Genomic DNA, 17,190 nt, shown 5'->3' with positions numbered 1-17,190 from the left:
TCAACGGTGCTCCTTCCGGGTGGCGGCGGCCGGGGCGGGCAGGTGCCCGATGCGGACGTAATGCGCGAGATACCGTTGCAGCAGAACGCGATCCGCCGCCGGGCAGACCAGCCCGCCGGCCGCGACCACCACCTCGGTGTGCGAGCAGTCGAACACCGTCCGCCGGGGCGGCGACGTCCGTTCGATCATCGCCGTGATCGCGCTCAGCGCCGGGTCCGCCGTTTCCGCGGCGGCCGCGGCCAGCGCGGCGTGCCAGTCCCCGAACGGGACCGCCTCGATCGGGTAGCCGAACTCGCGCAGCCCGGCGACGACCTCTCCGAACCGCATCGTCCGCTGGTTGTGGAAGTGGAAATCGCATCCGTAGCCGGTGCGCCGCCGCGAAAGGTGCCCGATGGCGGCGGCCACGTGGTCGACCGGGGCCATGTCCTCCTCGATGGCGAAGTCCTCCTCCGGCGCGGACCCGAGCAGCGCCAGGCAGCGCAGCAGGTTCGCGAACCGGTCGCCGAGCGGGCCGATGCCGGTCTTGCTGTGCCCGGTCACCCGCGCCGGACGGTGCACGGTCACCGGCAGGCCGCGTTCGCGCGCGGCCCGGGCCAGCCGGTCGGCGGCCCATTTGCTCAGCTCGTAGCCGCGGTCCAGCCCGGCCGGATCGTCGGGCGGGACGTCCTCGGTGATCACCGCGTCGCGGTCCAGCGGGTAGACGCCCAGCGACGACACCAGGTGCACCGGGATTCCGCCGCCCCGGCAGGCCAGCCGCAGCAGTTCGACCGTTCCGAGGACGTTGCCGGGGCGCAGCTGGGCGTACGGGCGCAGGAAATTCGCTTCGCCGCCGCAATGGAAGATGACGTCGAGGTCCGCGGCGACCGCGTCCAGTTCCGCGGCGGGCAAACCCAGCCGAGGGCTGCCGAGGTCGCCAGGGACGGCGATGATCCGGGAGCGGAAGCTGTCGTCCCACAAGAGGTGGTCGCGCAGCACCTGTTCGATCCGGGCGGCGCCCTCGGCGGCGCCGGCTGCCCGGACCAGGCAGCGCACCACGACGTCGCTGTGCCGCAGCAGGTCGGCGAGCAGATGCGGGCCCAGGAAGCCGGACGCTCCGGTGAGCAGGGCGATCCGCGGGGCCATCGCGCGCTGGATCGCGGCCTCGGCCTGCGCGGGCGTGCACCGCGGATCGAGGTCGGCGGGCAGCACGGCGTCCGCGAGCACCTCGGCGAGACGGTCGTCGTCGCGGTGGCCGGGGGCGCGGACGGCGTCGGCGAAGGCGGCGAGGGTACTGGCTTCGAAGAGGGTCCGCACCGGGACCTCGACGTCCAGTTCCGCGCGGACCTTCGCGATCAGCGTCCCGGCCAGCAGGGAATGCCCGCCGCGCAGGAAGAAGTCGTCGTCGCGGCCGATGCGGTCCACGTCCAGCACCGACGCCCAGATCGCGGCCAGCCGTTGCTCCAGCTCGCCCTCGGGCTCGGTGAAGGCGGACGTCGTGGTGTCCGCTGGTTCGGGCAGCGCGCGGTGGTCGACCTTGCCGTGGGAGTTGAGCGGCAACGCCGGGAGCACCGCGAAGGAGTCCGGGACCAGGTAGCCGGGCAGCGCGGCGCGGAGGGCGGAGCGGACGGACAGCGGGTCGACGGCTCCGACGAGGTAGGCGACCAGCCGGCCGTCTCGAGCGGTGACCACCACGTCCTGGACGCCGGGGTGGCGCCGGCAGGCCGCTTCGACCTCGGCCGGTTCGATGCGGTGGCCGCGGACTTTCAGCTGCCGGTCGACGCGGCCGAGGAACTCCAGCCGTCCCTCGCCGTCGAGCCGGGCGAGGTCGCCGGTGCGGTACATCCGCGCGCCCGGTGCCGGGGAGAACGGGTCCGGGACGAACTTCTCCGCGGTGGCGCCGGGCCGGTCCCGGTAGCCGCGGGCGGGCGCCTCGCCGCCGAGGCAGAGTTCGCCGGGCGCTCCGGGGAGCACCGGACGCAGCCGGTCGTCGACGACGCAGGCGCGGACGTAGGGGAGCGGATCGCCGATCGGCAGCTGCACGCGGCCGTCGAGTTCGCCGGCGTCGAAGGTGAGGTAGCTGGTCGCGCAGACGGTCGCTTCGGTGGGGCCGTAGTGGTTGTGCAGTTCGACGCGGCCTTTGGTGAGGGCTGCCCAGGTCTGCACGGCGGTGGTCGGAACCGCTTCGCCGCCGACCATCATCGTCCTCAGTGGACAGTCGAACGGGACGTTTTCCGATGCCAGTTCGGCAACCCACTTCTGCCAGAGCGCGGACGGGGCGTCCACCATGGTGATCCCGCGCTCGCGGCAGAGCCGGACGAGTCCGGGACCGGTGAGCGACGCCGGGTCGCGCCAGGGCAGCACGGCCGCGCCGGAGACCAGCGCGGGGAAGATGTCGCCCGCGGCGGCGTCGAAGGTCAGCGGCGGGATCATCAGCACCCGTTCGCCGGGGCCGAATCCGTGCAGTTTCCGGAAGGATTCGGCCAGTTCGGCGAGTGCGCCGTGGCATACGGCGACCGGTTTCGCGGCTCCGGTCGAGCCGGACGTGTAGACGACGTACGCCAGGTCGTCCGGCCCCAGCGAGATCTCCGGCGGCGGACCGGCTTCGGGGATGCTGCCGGTGCGCAGGACCGGGCCGTCGAACGCCAAGTCGTAGTCGGTGATCAAGGCGGCGGGAGCGGCGTCGGACAGGAGTTCGGCCAGCCGCGCGGGCGGATGGCCGGGATCGAGCGGCAGGTACGCGGCACCGGCCAGAAGCACGCCGAACAGACCGGTGATCGCGTCCGGGCCGGCGGGAAGGCCGAGGGCCACGACGTCGCCGCGCCGGACTCCGGAAGCGTGCAAGGCCCCGGCGATGCGGCGCGCGCGGGAGACGAGTTCTGCGTAAGTGAGGCGGCTGTCGTCCTCGACCGCGACGGCGTCCGGAGTCAGCGCGGCCTGCCGGGCGATGAGGCTGGTGACCAGGGTGCCATCGGAGACTACCGGCGCGGCCGGATGCCCGCCGTTGCGCAGCCGGATCCGGTCCGCCGCGGACAGTGCGTCCACTGTGGACACCGGGGCGTCCGGCGCGGCGAGGATCGCCCGCAGCAGGTGTTCGTACTGGTCGGCGAAGCGGGCGATAGTCGCGGCATCGAACAGGTCGGTCGCGTAGTCGAGCCGTCCTTCGATTCCGTCGGGGGTGGTGGCCAGCGCCAGGGTCAGGTCGAAGCGCGCGGTGGTCACCGGGAGGTCGAGCCAGTCCGCGCGGATTCCGGGCAGTTCGCGCCCGGCACCGGCGGTGTTGAGCACGAACATCACCTGGAACACCGGATTGTGGCTGAGATCGCGGGCCGGCCGCAGGTCCTGTGCCACGCGTTCCCACGGATAGCTCTGATGCTCCAGCGCGCCGAGACAGGCGTCCTGCACCTGTGCCAGCACCTCAGTGACCGTCGGATCGCCGGCCAGCCGCGTCCGGACGGCGACGGTGTTGGCGAACATCCCGACGCACTGCTCGATCCCCGGCACGGTCTCGTCGCGCATCGGCATGCCGACCACCACGTCGTCCTGACCGGCGTGGCGGGCCAGCAGCAGCACGTAGGCGGTCAGCAGCACGGTGTTGGCGGTGACGCCGTGCCGGTGGCAAAACGCGGAGAGGTCGTCGGCGGACAGGTGGAAGGAATGGCCGTTGCCGCGGAAGGATTCGGCGGGCGGACGCGGCCGGTCGGTCGGCAGTTCCAGCAACGCCGGGGCGTCGTGGAGCTGCTCGCGCCAGTACTGCTCGCCCGCGGCCAGCGGCCGGGTCGCTTGCCAGGCCGCGTAATCGCCGTAGCACACGGGCGGCTCGGGCAAAGCAGGCGCGTTCGCCGGATAGAGCGCGGACATTTCGCGCAGCAGGATTCCGACGGACGCGGCGTCGGCGACGATGTGGTGCAGCGTCAGCACGAACAGGTGCACGTCGGCGGCGAGCGCGACCAGCAGCCCGCGCACCAGCGGCGGCCGGCTCAGGTCGAACGGCCGGGCCCGTTCGGCGGCGAGGACCGAATCGGCCGTCTCCGGCGCTTCTCGCAGGTCTACATAGGACAGTTCCGGCGCGGTTCCGGGCAGCGCGAGAACCTGGACCGGTTCACCGTCGGATTCGGCGAAACCCGCCCGCAGCGCTTCGTGCCGATCGACCACCGTGGCCAGCGCCCGGCGCAATGCTTCGACATCGAGCGCGCCGGTAAGCCGCCAGGACTGGGAGATCGTGTACACGCCGTCGCGCGCGCCGAGCCGGTCCAGGAACCACAGCTGCCGTTGCGCGGGCAGCAGCGGGACGGGGGCGTCGCCGGGCCGGCGGGGGATCGAGCCGGTCGCGGCGCCGAGGCCGTCGCGCGCGGCCAGCAGCCGGAACAGCTGCTCTCGCTCGGGTTGCGTCATCGATGCGCTCCTGGTGGGGAATCGGCTTGGAGCAGGGAGAGAACCTCGTCGTCGGGCAGCGCGGCGATCCGCTCCCGCAGCAGCGCGATCTCGTCGGTGGCCCCGGGGCTGGACTCGGCCGCCCGCAGCGCCGCGGCGAAGGCGGCGATCGTGCGCGCGGCGAACAGCGTCCGCAGGCCGACCCCGGACTGGAAGTGCTCGCGCACCTTGGCCAGCAGCCGCGCGGCGAGCAGCGAATGGCCGCCGAGGTGGAAGAAATCGTCGTACACCCCGATTTCCTCGACGCCCAGCACCTCCCGCCACAGCCCGGCCAGTTCCCGTTCGACGGCGTCGCGCGGGGCGACCCGCTCCGTTTCTCGGGACTCCCAGACGGGATCCGGCAGCGCGGTCCGGTCGGTCTTGCCGTTCTTCGTCAGCGGCAGCGCGGACAGGAACACGGCGGTCTGCGGGACCAGGTACGCGGGCAGCTGCTCGGAGAGCCGGTCGCGCAGCGGCGCCCACTCGGCCGTTTCCGCGACGACATAGGCGACCAGCCGCACGTCGTCCGGACCGGCCGCGCGGGCCAGCACGACGGCGTCCGAGACCCGCGGCTCGGCGCGCAACCGGGCTTCGATCTCGCCGAGTTCGATGCGCAGCCCGCGGATTTTCACCTGGTGATCGGTCCGGCCGAGGAACTCCAGCGTCCCGTCGGCGCGCCGCCGCGCGAGGTCGCCGGTGGCGTAGAGACGGCTGCCGCCGGCGGAGAACGGATCCGGCACGAACCGTTCGGCGGTCAGGCCGGGACGGTTGTGGTAGCCCCGGGCGATCCCCGCGCCGCCGACGAAGATCTCGCCCGCGACGCCCGGCGGGACCGGGTTCAGCCCGGCGTCGAGCACGTGCAGCCGGGTGTTCGGCAATGGCGGGCCCAGCGGCACCACCGGACCGTCCGGACGGACGGCGCCCGCCGCGACGATCATCGTGACTTCCGTGGGGCCGTAAAGGTTCCAGACCCGGCCGTCGGACAGCGCGGCGACGAGTTCGCGATCGAGCGCTTCACCGCCGCAGAGCCGTTCCCGCACGTTCGCGGGCACCCCGCCGGACGCCAGCAGCATCCGCCAGCGCGTGGGTGTGGCCTGCAGGATTGTCGCGCGGCAGTCCGCCAGCCGCCGCGACAACAGGACCGGTTCGGCGGAGTCCTCGGTGCTGATCACCGCGACCGTGCCGCCGCGGATCAACGGGATCAGCAGCTCTCGGACTGACATGTCGAACGCCAGCGTGGTGACCGACGCCCAGACGTCGTTCTCGGTCACGCCGAGCCGGTCGGCGAAGCCGGTGAGCAGGTTGACCACCCCGCGGTGCGGCACGGCGACGCCCTTGGGCCGCCCGGTCGAACCGGAGGTGTAGATGAGGTACGCGAGATCGGCCGGGTCGTGCGCTACTTCTGGCGCGGTGTCCGGCTCGGCGTAGTCCAGGCCGACGTCCAGCACGGTTTCGAACCGGGGCAGCCGGCCGGCGGTTTCGCGGTCGACGACGGCGATCCGGACGCCGGCCTCGGCGACGACGTAGGCGTGGCGTTCCAGCGGCCATTCCGGATCGAGCGGCACATACGCGCCGCCGACCTTCCAGATCGCCAGCAGCGCCACCACCATCTCGGCGGACCGGCGTACCCCCAGCCCCACCGGCACGTCCGGGCCGACGCCGCGCCGGCGCAGGGCGTGCGCGAGCCGGTTCGCCCGGACGTCCAGTTCGCGGTAGGTGAGCGAACCGGCGATCGCGGTGGCCGAACCGCGGTTCCGGACGTGCGGCGCGATCAGGTCCAGCGCGGTGGCCGCGGCGGGCAGCGGACGCGTGAGACCGCTGTCGAGAGCGGCGCGGCGCTGTGCGGCGTCCAGCAGGGGGACTGCGCCGATCCGCTGAGCCGGGTCGGTGGTGACGGAGGTCAGGAACGTGCACAGGTGCTCGGCGAAGCGGACGATAGTGGCTTCGTCGAACAGATCGGTGCGGTACTCGAGGTATCCGTGCAGGCAGTCGCCTTCGTCGCGGACGCCGAGCATCAGGTCCAGCTTCGCGGTGCCGGTGTGCGGACCGGCGAAGTCGGCGACCGTCACCCCGGCCAGCTGAGGCAGTGCGCTGTCGCCGTGCCCGTTGAAGCCGACCTGGTAGATCGGCGAATGCCCGAGACTGCGCTCCGGGCGGACGGCCTCGACCACCCGCTCGAACGGGATTTCCGCCCCGCCGAGGGCGTCGACCAGCGCATCGCAGACGTCGAGGAGCAGGTCCTCGAAGGCCGGCTCGCCGGCGGTCGAAATCCGGACCGGGACGGTGTTGACGAAGAAGCCGATCAGGCGCTCGGTGTCGACCTGCGAGCGCTGCCCGACGACGGTCCCGACCACGACGTCGTCCTGCCCGCTGTACCGGGCGAGCAGTGCGTGGTAGGCGGCCAGCACGGTCATGAAAACCGTGGCCCCGGAGGTGTCCGCGAGCTTCCGCACCGCTTCGGTGAGCGCGGGCGGGAACCGGAACTCGTGGATGCCGCCTTCGTAAGCCGCGGTCGCGGGGCGAGGACGGTCGGTCGGCAGGGTGATCAGTTCCGGTGCGCCGCGCAGCCGGTCCGCCCACTCCCGCAGCAGCTCGGCGCCTTCCGGGCCGTCGAGGTGTTCTCGTTGCCACCGCACGAAATCCGCGTACTGCATCGGGAGCGGCGGCAGGTCCGGTTCGGCCCCGGACAGCTCGGCCCGGTAGCTCTCGGCCAGTTCGTCCAGCAGCAGCGAGACCGACCAGCCGTCGGCGATCGCGTGGTGCAGCGTGACGACCAGAACGTGCCGGTTCTCGGCCTCGCGCAGGAGCAGGACCCGGGCGAGCGGCCCGGCGGTCAGGTCGAACGGGGTGCGGATCTCCGCCGACGCCGCCTGCCCGACGGAGTCCTCCCGGACCGAGCGGACGGCGAAGGAGAAGCCGTTCTCGGTGACGACCTGCTCCGGAACGCCGTCCCGCTCGCGGAAAACCGTGCGCAGCGCGGCGTGCCGGGCCGAGATCCTCGCGAAGGCGCGCCGGAGGGCGTCGGCGTCGAGCGGTCCGGAAAGCCGCAGCGCGGTGGGCACGTGGTAGACCGGCGAGCCGGGGTCGAGCCGGTCGAGGAACCACAGCCGTTCCTGGCCCGGCGAACACGGGAAGACGTTCACGGCGCCCCGATTCCGGCCTGGTCGGCCTCGGTCTCGTCCAGTTCGCGGGCGAGCCGGTCGTGCTCCACCAGCTCGCGCAGCTGGACCGGCACCTGGTCGCCGAACAGCCGCAGGTACGCCCGCGCCTGGTCCGGATCGGCGCGCAGGAACGGATAGTCGGTCGGCACCATGTGCCGCACCACCAGCATCGGCACCGGGCTGCGCAGCGGCCGGAACGCCGGGTTCCACAGCCCGCCCTTGTCCGGCGGCCCGTTGTGGAACTCGCCGATCATCAAGCCTTCGGCGACGTACTCCGACTTCAGCGCGTGCTGCACGGTGTCGACCACGCCGGAGCGGTCGTCCGGCGGCGCGTCCGGGAACAGCAGCAGGATCGTGGTCAGCTGCGCGCCCGGATGCCCGCGCGGCGCGAGTTCGAGGAACCAGTCCCGGTAGAAGTGCAGGGTTTCGGTCAACCGAGGGCCGGCGGCCGGGACGCCGGGTTCGACGGCGAGGTAGAACCGGCCGCGCTCCAGCGAAGGCTGCGCGAACGGGCACACGTTGCCGCTGCGGCCGAGGTCGGGATGCGGGCCGGACAGATAGCCGCGGCCCCAGTCGAAGATCGCCCGCAGGTGGACTTCGTACCGCAGCAGGCGTTCGGGCAGGGCGAGCGGATCGAGGTCGTGCCGCTCCACCAGGACGCGGCCGGGATCGGTCGGATGGATGAGCATCAGCTTCGGTCTCCAGGCGAGTGCGGTCCGGCGGTCCGCCTGCGGGCGAGCGCGCCGCCGGTCAGGGCGAGGGCGAGCGCCGCGGCCCCGCCGCCCCAGGCCAGCGCGGCGTGCTGGCGGCGGGCGCGGCGCAGGGCGTCCGCGTACGGGATCGTGGTGTGCGAAACCATGGTGTAGAGCGGCATCCAGCGCTTCGGGAAGACGCGGCTGAGCACCAGATCCGCCTTCTTGCGGGCCAGGAACAGCGGCGAGGCGACCCGGCTGCGCAGCTCGTCGAAGTTCTCCTCGGACAGGTCCGCGAGCACGTCGGTGTGCGGCTTGCGGCGTCGTTCGAAGGTGCGGAGCGCTTCGGCCCAGTCGTCGTCGGCGAGACACTCGCGCAGCACCGCGCAGTCCTCCAGCGCCGAGTTCATGCCTTGGCCGTAGAAGGGGTAGACGGCGTGCGCGGCGTCGCCGATCAGCACCACGCGGCCCTCGTGCTGCCACGGCGAACTCCGGACGGTCACCAGGTGTCCGGTCGGATGCGAGAGGAACTGCCCGACGATGTCGGGGACCAGCCGACGGACGTCCGGGAACCGGGTGTCGAACAGCGCCCGCACCGATTCTTCGGTGGTGAGCGAGGCGAAGCTCGGTTCGCCGGACAGCGGGAGGAACACGGTCGCGGTGAGCGAACCGTTGACATTGGGGTGCGCGACGATCAGCCCGTCGTCGCCCGGCCAGACGTGCAGCGCGTCCGGACTGCTGCGCATCTCGCCGGACGGGCCGGCGGCGATCGCGAACTCCTTGTAGCCCCAGGGCAGCACGCGCTGCCGGAAGTCGGCGGGCAGGCCGCGCAGCAGCCGGGTGCGCACGGCCGAGAACGCGCCGTCCGCGCCGACGACGAGATCCGCGGACGCGTGGTATGGACCACTCGCGCTGTCGAAAGCGCACACGGGTTCGGCGGTCGCGGACCCGCGGTCGAGGTCGGTGAGCGTGACGCCGAAGCGGGCGCTGACGTTCGGGTATTCCAGCGCTTTGCCGAGCAGGATCCGGTTGAGGTCGTCGCGCAGCACCGAGCGGAGGATCTGGTCCTCGTGGCTGCCGTAGGGCTGGAAATCCAGTTCCCCGTCGCGCTGGTGGATCACCCGCCCGCGCATCGGCGCGGCCGCGGCCAGCACCGGGCCGAGCAGGCCGACCTGGTCCAGCGCCCGGATTCCGCGCTGGGAAAGGCCGAGGTTGATCGACCGGCCGCCGCCCGCGCCGGCCGCGCGCGGATCGGGCCTGCGCTCGTGGATCTCCACCCGGTGCCCGAGCTGCGCGAAGTGGATCGCGGCGAGCGAACCGGCCAGCCCGGCCCCGGCCACCAGAACCCGTCTGCCGCTCATTCCGCCCGCCGCCGTCCCGCGTGAGGGCAATTGTGCCGTCGCCGTTCGGCGTGCTTTTCCGTTGAGCGGCCCCGGGCGGCCGGGCGGGCAATTCGGCCGATCGGAGCAGTATTGCCAATAGCGCTTCGGAAGCACTCCCGATTAATCGCGAGCAAAGCGTGTCCGTCCGGCTGCGGAAAGTCGCCGGACCATTTCGGTAACGTTTCGCGGGCGCGTTCCGATCGACCGCCCGCCCTCCGTCCCGGTCGCGGCAAACGCCCAGGTCCGCTGCTGCTCACCGATCCTCCTGCGCGATTCGTGGCCGGCCGGGCGCGCGGCCGAGGTTCTCCCTGTTGGCCGATAGCCCGGGCCGGGGCGCGGGCACTACTCTGTTCCCGCTTGCCCGGCTGATTTACCGGGGCTGTCCCGGGCACTTAATAAACCGGAAGATAACGGGTGCCAGCATCCGTAGAATTACCGCAATTCGCTGGTCGGGCGAAGGGGGAGAGCGTGGTCGAGAAGGAGTTTGTCGGCAGGTCGGCGGAACTGGCCGCGTGCCTGGACCGCGCGGCCGCGGTGACGGTGGTGGAAGGGCGGCCGGGGATGGGGAAAACCCGGCTGCTGGCCGAGGTCGCCCGGCGGGCGCCGGATCCGGTGTGCGCGGTGCCCGGCGGCGCGCCGGAATTCCCCCGGCGCCTGGCGCACGCGCTCGGCTCGGAATCGCTGGTGGTGGTGGACGACGCGCAATGGGCCGACGAAGCGTCGCTGCGGCTGCTGATGTCGCTGGTCTCGGGACCGGGAAACGAGCGGCGGCTGGTGTTGTCGGTCCGCGACGGGCAGCGGCAGCCCGCGCTGACCCGGCTGCTGCACGCCGAGCGGGTCCCGGCCCGGTACGTGACGCTGCCCGCGTTCACCGACGACGAGGTCGCCCGGCTGCTGCCCGGGCACGACGAGGCCGAGCGGGCGCGGATCGCCGCCGCGGCCGAGCGCGTCCCGCTGTATTTGCTGCTGCTGGCCGATTTGCCGCCGCACGAGTGGCCGGGGCCGGACGACAGCCCGGCGGCCGAGGACCGGCCGATGCTGCCCGCGGAACGCGTGCTGTTCGCCGAAGTGTCGGCGCTGCCGGAACCCGAGCGGCTGGTCGCGCAGGCCGCGGCGTGCGGCGGCGCGACCATCGACGCGGACCTGGTCCAGGCGATGACCGTGCTGCCCCGGGCCGAAGTGGGCCACGCGATCGAACGGCTGCTGTGCCGAGGCGTGCTGGCGGGCGGCCCGGCGGGGCTGCGGTTCCGGCATCCGCTGGTCCGCGCCGCGGCCGCCCGGGTGGCCGGCCGCGGATGGGCGGCGGGCGCGCACCACCGGGCGGCGGCCTACCTGCGCGAACTCGACGCGCCGCTCACCTTGCGCGCCTATCACCTCGAGAAATCCTTGTACCGCCACGATCTGGTCGCGGTCGGCGAACTGGCGTCGGCGGGGGAGGAGGTGCTCGGCGCCGATCCCGCGGCCGGCGCCCGCTGGCTCGGCGCGGCGGTGGCGAACCTGCCCGAACGGATGCGCGGCGGGCACGAGCACTGCCGGCTGTCGGTGCTGCGGGCCGAGGCGTTGCTGGCGTCCGGGCAACCGGCCGGGGCCCGGGCGGTGCTGGCGGCCCTGCCGGACTCGCCCCGCGTGCTGGCCGTGCTTTCCCGGTGCGAGCACGCGCTCGGCCGGACCCGGCGCGCCCGGTCGATCGCCGAGGCCGCGATCGCCGCGTCCGGCAAGGCGGACGCACGGGCGCAGCTCGAACTGGCCCACCTGGAATTGCTGGACGGCGACACCGCCGGGGCGCAGGAACGGCTGCGCCGGACCGCGGCCGACCCGGGCGCCGGACCCGCGGTGCAGGCCGCGATCGCCGCGCTCGCCGCCATCGGGCTGGCCTGCGCCGGGCGGACCGCCGAAGCCCGGCACGCCCAGCAGGCCGCGGCCGACGGGTTCGACCTGCTCGACGACAGCGACGCGCGTTCGGTGCTCTACACCGTGCCCGCGCTGTGCTGGGCCTCGTGTTTCCTTGACGACGACCGGCGCGCGCTCGCCCTGCTGGACCGGGCGCTGCACCTGAGCGAGTCCGGGCTGCGGCAGGGGTTGCCGTTCCTGTACTCGGTGCGCGGTTACGTGCTCTGGAAACTGGGCCGTCTCGGCGAAGCAGCGGAGGCGGCCGCGGAAGCGGAAACCGCCGCGACCCGTTTCGGCCACCACGACGTCGTGCCGATGGCCGCCGCGATCCGGTTGCGGGTCCTGCTCGCGGCCGGGGACCGGTCGGCGGCCGAACGACAATGGCGGGCGGTGGAGAAACTGCCGCGGCCCACGGTCGAATGGTGGCGGCGGACGGTGGAGCACATCCTCGCCGAGGCCGGTTACGAACTCGGCATGTTCCCCGGCGCGGTCGAACAGCCCGCGGAGCGGACGGCGAATCCGTTGGCAGTAGCCAGATTGGCGCAGGATTGCCGGGTCGCGCTCGCCGAGGGCGCCGGGGCGGAGGCGCGCCGGCGGGCGGCGGAAGCGATGGACCGCGCCGCGGCGACCGGGTTGAAGAGCGACCTCGGCCTCGCGCTGCTGGCTCGCGCGACGGTTTCGGCCGCCGAAAACGATCTCGCCGCCGCGTTGACGGACGCTTCCGCGGCGGCCGTCGCATTCGGCCGGGCGTCGATGGTGCTGCACCGGGGCCGCGCTGTGCTGCTGGTCGCGGAAGTGCTGGGGAGACAAGGAAACTTCGACGCCGCGACGCAGCGGATCGGCGAGGCGCGGGAGGTATTCCAGAGCGCGGGCGCCGGTGCGCTGCTGCGCGAGACCACGAAGGTGCAGCGGCGGCTGGCCGGCCGGCGCAAACTGGAATCGCCCTCGGGCGGGCGGGCTCTTTCGCGCCGCGAGCGGCAGGTGGCGGAAATGGTGGTGCGCGGGCTGACGACCAAGGAAATCGCGGCGGAGCTGTTCCTGAGCCCGCGCACGGTGGACGCGCATGTGGCTCGGGTGCTGAACAAACTCGACCTCAGCAGCCGCGCCGGGATCGCGCGCCGGCTGATCAGCTGACGCGCGGGGTGTTTCCGGGCCGGGGGCAGTGCTGTCCCGGGGCATGGAACAAGCCGCTCGGCCCGGCCGCGCGCCGCTGTACCGTCAGCGCCGATAATCGGTGAAAGCGCGCACGGAAGGGCTGTTTTCGTGGCTGCGAAAAATCGGTGCTTCTCATGAACCCCGCGGCGAAATACGCCATTCTGGACTTGGACGGGACCCTGCTTCCCGGGCACACTTCGCGGCATTATCTGCGGGTACTGGTCGACGACGGGACCTGCGACCGGCAAGCGGGACTGTCCTGCCTGGAAGCGATCGACCGGTTCGCGGCCGCGGACAAAGCGCCGCCCGGGCTGACGGAGGAGATCTACCGGCTCTACGCGCTCGCGATGAAAGGCGCGTCGGTCGAGCAGGCCCGGTTCGCCGCCCAGAAAACCTGGCGGGCGAGCCGCGGAAAACTGTTTTCCTTCGTCCCGGACCTGCTTTCGCTGCTGCGCGCGAGCGGGCGCCGGATCCACCTCCTGTCGGGCAATCACGATTTCCCGGTGCAGGAGGCGGCGATCGACCTCGGCCTGTCCGGCGGGCACGGCGCCGTCGTGGAGGTGGCCGACGGCCGGTTCACCGGACGCCTGCTGTCCGCCCCCGGCGCGGCCGGCGGCAAACTGGCCTTCGTGCGCTGCCTGGCCGAAGCGGCCGGGTTCGACGCGGAGAACTCCCTGGCGATCGGGAATTCCGCCTCGGACGCGGAGGTCTTTTCCTGCGTGGGCAAAGCCGTGGCCTTCGAACCGGACGCCGAACTCCGGCGGCTTTCCGCCGGACAGCCCTGGCACCTCGCCGACCGGCGCACGATCCTGGGAGTTTGCGCGCGCTTGGCCGGGCACTCGGTGGCCGCGTGACGAGACGTTTTCCGTCTTTCCGCGGGCGAGAATGCGGTGACCGCTTCGGGTCGGCGAGCGGTTCCGTGATCGTGTTGGGTGCCAACGTGATCGCCATCGGTGGCGCGTGCGGTTGACGCGGTTTGCGTGGAACATTGCTCTGCGGCCCGCCGCTCAGCCATGGCACGTCGTAACACGGCGCACGATTCTGGCGGTCTGCGCGCACTCGGCAGCGGTCTGAGGAGACGTTTTCCGTCTTCCCGCGGTCGGGAAAATGCGGTGTCCGCTTCGGATCGGCACGCGGGCTCCGTGATCATGTTGGGTGCCAAGGTGATCGCGATCGCTGGCTCGGGTGCCGCGGGAATGTCAAGGCCCTGTTCCGCGTCCTGGAACATTGCTCTGCGTCCTTGATTGATCGCTCGCCGTCGACTGAGTGCTGGTATCGTCTTCCGGCGGAGGCGCGACGGCAGCCGGAAACGGTTTCCGCCCGTTCTCCCGTGGCCGGCACGGACGGCACCACCCCGCCGCCGTGGCCGGCCCGGTCGACCGCCGCTTCGGCGCCGGACCGTCCGCCGACCGCGGCGGTGCCGGGGCGGAACGGCGGCGGCGCCCGGAGTCCGCCGACGTGCTCCGGCGGAAATGCGGGAGCGCCCGGAATATTCTGGGGCCGGGTCGAGGACGCGGCGGATTTCCGCGCGCCATTCCGCCCAGGTTCTCCGACGGACACGAAAAGCGGGGGAAGACCATTGTCACGGCCCGCGAGCACGACGGCGCGCGAACGCGTTTCGGTGACGCAGCGTGATGGTTTGCGACCCTTTCCGGGGACGGAGTTGTCGCACGACGAGGCGGGCAGGCCAACGCGCTGCGCCACTGGGGCGATCTCTTTCAGTGAACGGGTGCGACCGGTTGTGCCGGACGCGCCGCTGGGCAAGCATGAAGGCGCTGGAACGGGACGGCGCCGGGAAAGACGCCGGTGCGCCCGAATCGGGCGGCGGCGGGGCGCGGCGCCGCCCGGCAGCGGCGGAAGCGCCGGGACCGCGAAGGGCAGTGGTCGCGCAGTCGCGCCGAGGCGCGCGGGACGAGGTCCCCGGCGCGCCGGACCGCGCGGGCGCACGAGGGACGGGTGGATTCGGTGGAGGTTGCGGCCGTGACTACGAGTGACGACAACGGGCGGTGGGCTTGCACGAGCGTGGTGCCGCGGAAGCCGATTCCCCGGGCGCTTTCGATACTGAGCGCCATTCGCGATTCGGGCGGGATCGAAACGCTGAGCGAGATATCGCGGTCGACCCGGCTGCCGAAAAGCACCGTGCACCGGCTTCTCGCCGAGATGCAGGGATACGGAATGGTCGTGCGGGCCGGATACCATTACCGGCACGGGGAAGCGGTGTGCCGGCTCGCCCGCCCCGGTTCGACGCAGGAACTGCAGCGGCTGCGAAGAGGCATTCTCCCGTCGCTGATCGACATCCACTGGCGCACCGGCTACCTGGTCGGGCTCGGCGTGGCCAGCGGCAATGTCGTCGATTTCGTGCATTTGATCTACAGCAGCGGCTACTGCTCGCTGGCCGAGCGCATCGAAAACGATTCGCAGCTGGCCGGAAGCGCGGCGGGCCGCGTGCTGATGGCGTTCGACCCCGGCCTCGCCGCGCGCTTCGCGGTGTTCGCCGGCTACCGCGGGGAAGACGAGAACGGCGGCGGCCTCCCGGCGTGGCTGAGCGCGGAACTGCGCGAGATCCGGCAGCGCGAGGTGTCGTTCAACCCGCGCATCCCCGGCGCGCTGATCGCCGCGGCGGTGCCGGTCTTCAACGTGACCGGGACCGCGGTGGCCGCGCTGAGCGTGGCGGCCCCGCGCCGGGTGTTCAATTCGCGCGAAGCGCACGCGTCGCTGCAGGCGACCCGGATGACCGCGCAGCGCATTCTCCGCGAAACGGTGGCGGCTGATTGGCGCAGTGCGAAATCCGGCCGTCCGGTGGAATAACCGCGGCGGCGGGAGCGTCCGGAAGGCGGAACGTTTTTGGGGGAACGGCGCAATTCTGCTAACGGCGAAACCCGGCAATGCCCGCATTCTTGATGTCGAGCACGGCTTGGCGCCCGGCTGTGCCCCGCGAATGTCCGCTGATCGGCGCACGCCCTTTCGGCGCGCGGCCGTGTCCCGCCCGGTGAGCGGCGGAGCGGGCGGGACAAAACCGCTGCCACGCAACCACTTCGCGCCCGAAACCCCCTGATCGGCCCAAGCCGTGCCCGCACCCGGAGCCGTGTTCTCCTCGCTGAACTCGCGCGAAGGGCCACAGCGCCTTTCCCCCTGGGACCAAAGACTCCCGGGACGCGGACGTCCTCCCGCAGAGACACTGAGCCGCCGCGGCCTAGCGTCGGCCGCGAGACGACGAGGCACCGGCCGGAGGAGGCAGGACATGGACGAGGAGCGGAGGGCCCGATTGCCGAGGGCTGCCCGCCCGCCCGCCGAACGCGGCGAGCACGGTGCCGCGCTCTGCTGGCGAGCCGGGGAACGTCGCTGCCGCACCGGTGGTCGCGATTTTCTTCGTGTCGTTCGGGTCGCTGTTCGACCCGGTGACGTTCGCGATGTCGGTCTCCGGACGGGTGAGGGGAGCCGGGTGCTGTGCTGGCGAGGCGGGGAACGCCGCCGCTGCTCCGGTGGTCGCAATTTTCTTCGTGTCGTTCGGGTGATTGTTCCGTCCGGCGGCGTTCGCGGTGCGGATCCTCGGGTGGGCGAGGGGAGCCAGGTGCTCTGCTGGCGAGCCGGGGAACACCGCTGCCGCACCGGCCATGACCTTCTTCGCGTCGTTCGGGCCGCTGTTCCACCCGGCGACGTTCGCGAACCCGATCCCCGCGCGGACAAGGCGAACCGGGAGCCATGGCGGTGAGCCGGCCGGTGGTCGCCGGAGTCGACGGGTCCTCGGCCGCGGCCGCGGCGGTCCGTTGGGCGGCGGTGGAGGCCGGACGGCGCGGCACCGGGCTCGTGGTGTTCCACGCCGAACTGTGCGACGACCCGGACCTCCTCCCGCACGGCAGCCCGTCCGGCGACGCTGAACCGCTGATGGAGCCCGCCCGCCTGCTGCTGCGGCAGGCGGCCGAAACCGCCCGCCAGGTCGCGCCCGCGGTGCCGGTGCGGATGTGCGTCCGGCTCGGGACCGCGGCCGAACTGCTGGCCGCGCTGTCCGACGAAGCCGGGCTGCTCGTGCTGGGCGCGCACGGGCTTGGCGGCGCGCGCGGCGGGGCGATCGGGTCGGTCGCGTTGCGGGCGGCCGCTTCCGCGCGGTGCCCGGTGGTGGTGATCCGGGGCAGCGCGGCGGAGGACGGACCGGTGGTGGTCGGTCTCGACGACTCCGACGGCGGCGAGCGCGCCCTCGCCTTCGCCTTCGACGCCGCCGTTTCCCGCGGAGCCGGAATCGAGGCGGTGCACGCGTGGCACGACGGCCGCCCCGGCCGGGAGAACGGGTTACGGGAACAGGTGGCCGCCTGGGCGCGCAAGCATCCGGTCGTTCCGGTGCGCGTGCACGTGGTGCGAGTGCGGTCGGCGGCGCGGGCGCTGTCCGGGATTTCCGCTGGCGCGCAACTGATCGTCGCGGGTGCTCGGGCTCGCGGCCCACTCGCCGGGGGTCTGCTCGGTTCGACGGGGTATTGGCTGCTCGCGCACGCGTCCTGTCCGGTCGCGGTGGCTCGCTGAGCCCGA

Annotated in this window: 9 protein-coding genes; 4 read left to right on the top strand and 5 right to left on the bottom strand. The window is 72.6% G+C overall.

All coding sequences use genetic code 11. The features are described from left to right. The 4 genes from F9C12_RS06260 to F9C12_RS06245 are packed head-to-tail and all read right to left on the bottom strand — an operon-like array spanning position 1 to position 9,603. Positions 1-4,371, bottom strand: a complete 4,371-nt coding sequence (locus F9C12_RS06260; protein ID WP_409465134.1) for a non-ribosomal peptide synthetase — start codon at positions 4,369-4,371, stop codon at positions 1-3. Next, complete coding sequence (locus tag F9C12_RS06255; protein ID WP_409465133.1) at positions 4,368-7,532, bottom strand: amino acid adenylation domain-containing protein; 3,165 nt, start codon at positions 7,530-7,532, stop codon at positions 4,368-4,370. The genes F9C12_RS06260 and F9C12_RS06255 overlap by 4 nt, the downstream gene beginning before the upstream one ends. After that, positions 7,529-8,239: a DUF6875 domain-containing protein gene (locus tag F9C12_RS06250; RefSeq protein ID WP_409465132.1), complete on the bottom strand. Its 711-nt coding sequence runs from the start codon at positions 8,237-8,239 to the stop codon at positions 7,529-7,531. Before F9C12_RS06250 ends, F9C12_RS06255 begins: the two co-directional genes overlap by 4 nt. Then, entirely contained in the window at positions 8,239-9,603 is a 1,365-nt protein-coding gene (locus tag F9C12_RS06245; RefSeq protein WP_409465131.1) for an FAD-dependent oxidoreductase, read from the bottom strand. The genes F9C12_RS06250 and F9C12_RS06245 overlap by 1 nt, the downstream gene beginning before the upstream one ends. Positions 9,604-10,092: 489 nt before the next feature. Here F9C12_RS06245 and F9C12_RS06240 point away from each other — a divergent pair, with 489 nt between their 5' ends. The 3 genes from F9C12_RS06240 (at position 10,093) to F9C12_RS06230 (ending at position 15,477) form a co-directional block, all read left to right on the top strand. Continuing rightward, positions 10,093-12,648, top strand: coding sequence for a LuxR C-terminal-related transcriptional regulator (locus F9C12_RS06240; protein WP_409465130.1), 2,556 nt, complete (start codon positions 10,093-10,095; stop codon positions 12,646-12,648). Between the two features lie 155 nt (positions 12,649-12,803). After that, positions 12,804-13,523, top strand: coding sequence for an HAD family hydrolase (locus F9C12_RS06235; RefSeq protein WP_409465129.1), 720 nt, complete (start codon positions 12,804-12,806; stop codon positions 13,521-13,523). A 1,126-nt stretch (positions 13,524-14,649) separates the two neighbouring features. Continuing rightward, positions 14,650-15,477, top strand: coding sequence for an IclR family transcriptional regulator (locus F9C12_RS06230; RefSeq protein WP_409181014.1), 828 nt, complete (start codon positions 14,650-14,652; stop codon positions 15,475-15,477). 385 nt (positions 15,478-15,862) lie between these two features. Here F9C12_RS06230 and F9C12_RS06225 read toward each other — a convergent pair whose 3' ends face one another. Then, entirely contained in the window at positions 15,863-16,285 is a 423-nt protein-coding gene (locus F9C12_RS06225; RefSeq protein WP_409465128.1) for a hypothetical protein, read from the bottom strand. A gap of 86 nt (positions 16,286-16,371) precedes the next feature. Between F9C12_RS06225 and F9C12_RS06220 the strand changes: the two genes are divergently transcribed. Beyond that, entirely contained in the window at positions 16,372-17,184 is an 813-nt protein-coding gene (locus tag F9C12_RS06220) for a universal stress protein (RefSeq protein ID WP_409465127.1), read from the top strand. Positions 17,185-17,190 lie beyond the last annotated feature (6 nt).

This window comes from Amycolatopsis sp. GA6-003, assembly GCF_046267895.1.
Lineage (GTDB): Bacteria > Actinomycetota > Actinomycetes > Mycobacteriales > Pseudonocardiaceae > Amycolatopsis.
Note: the sequence above shows the minus strand (reverse complement) of the source record. Positions and strands in the feature narration are given on the sequence as shown.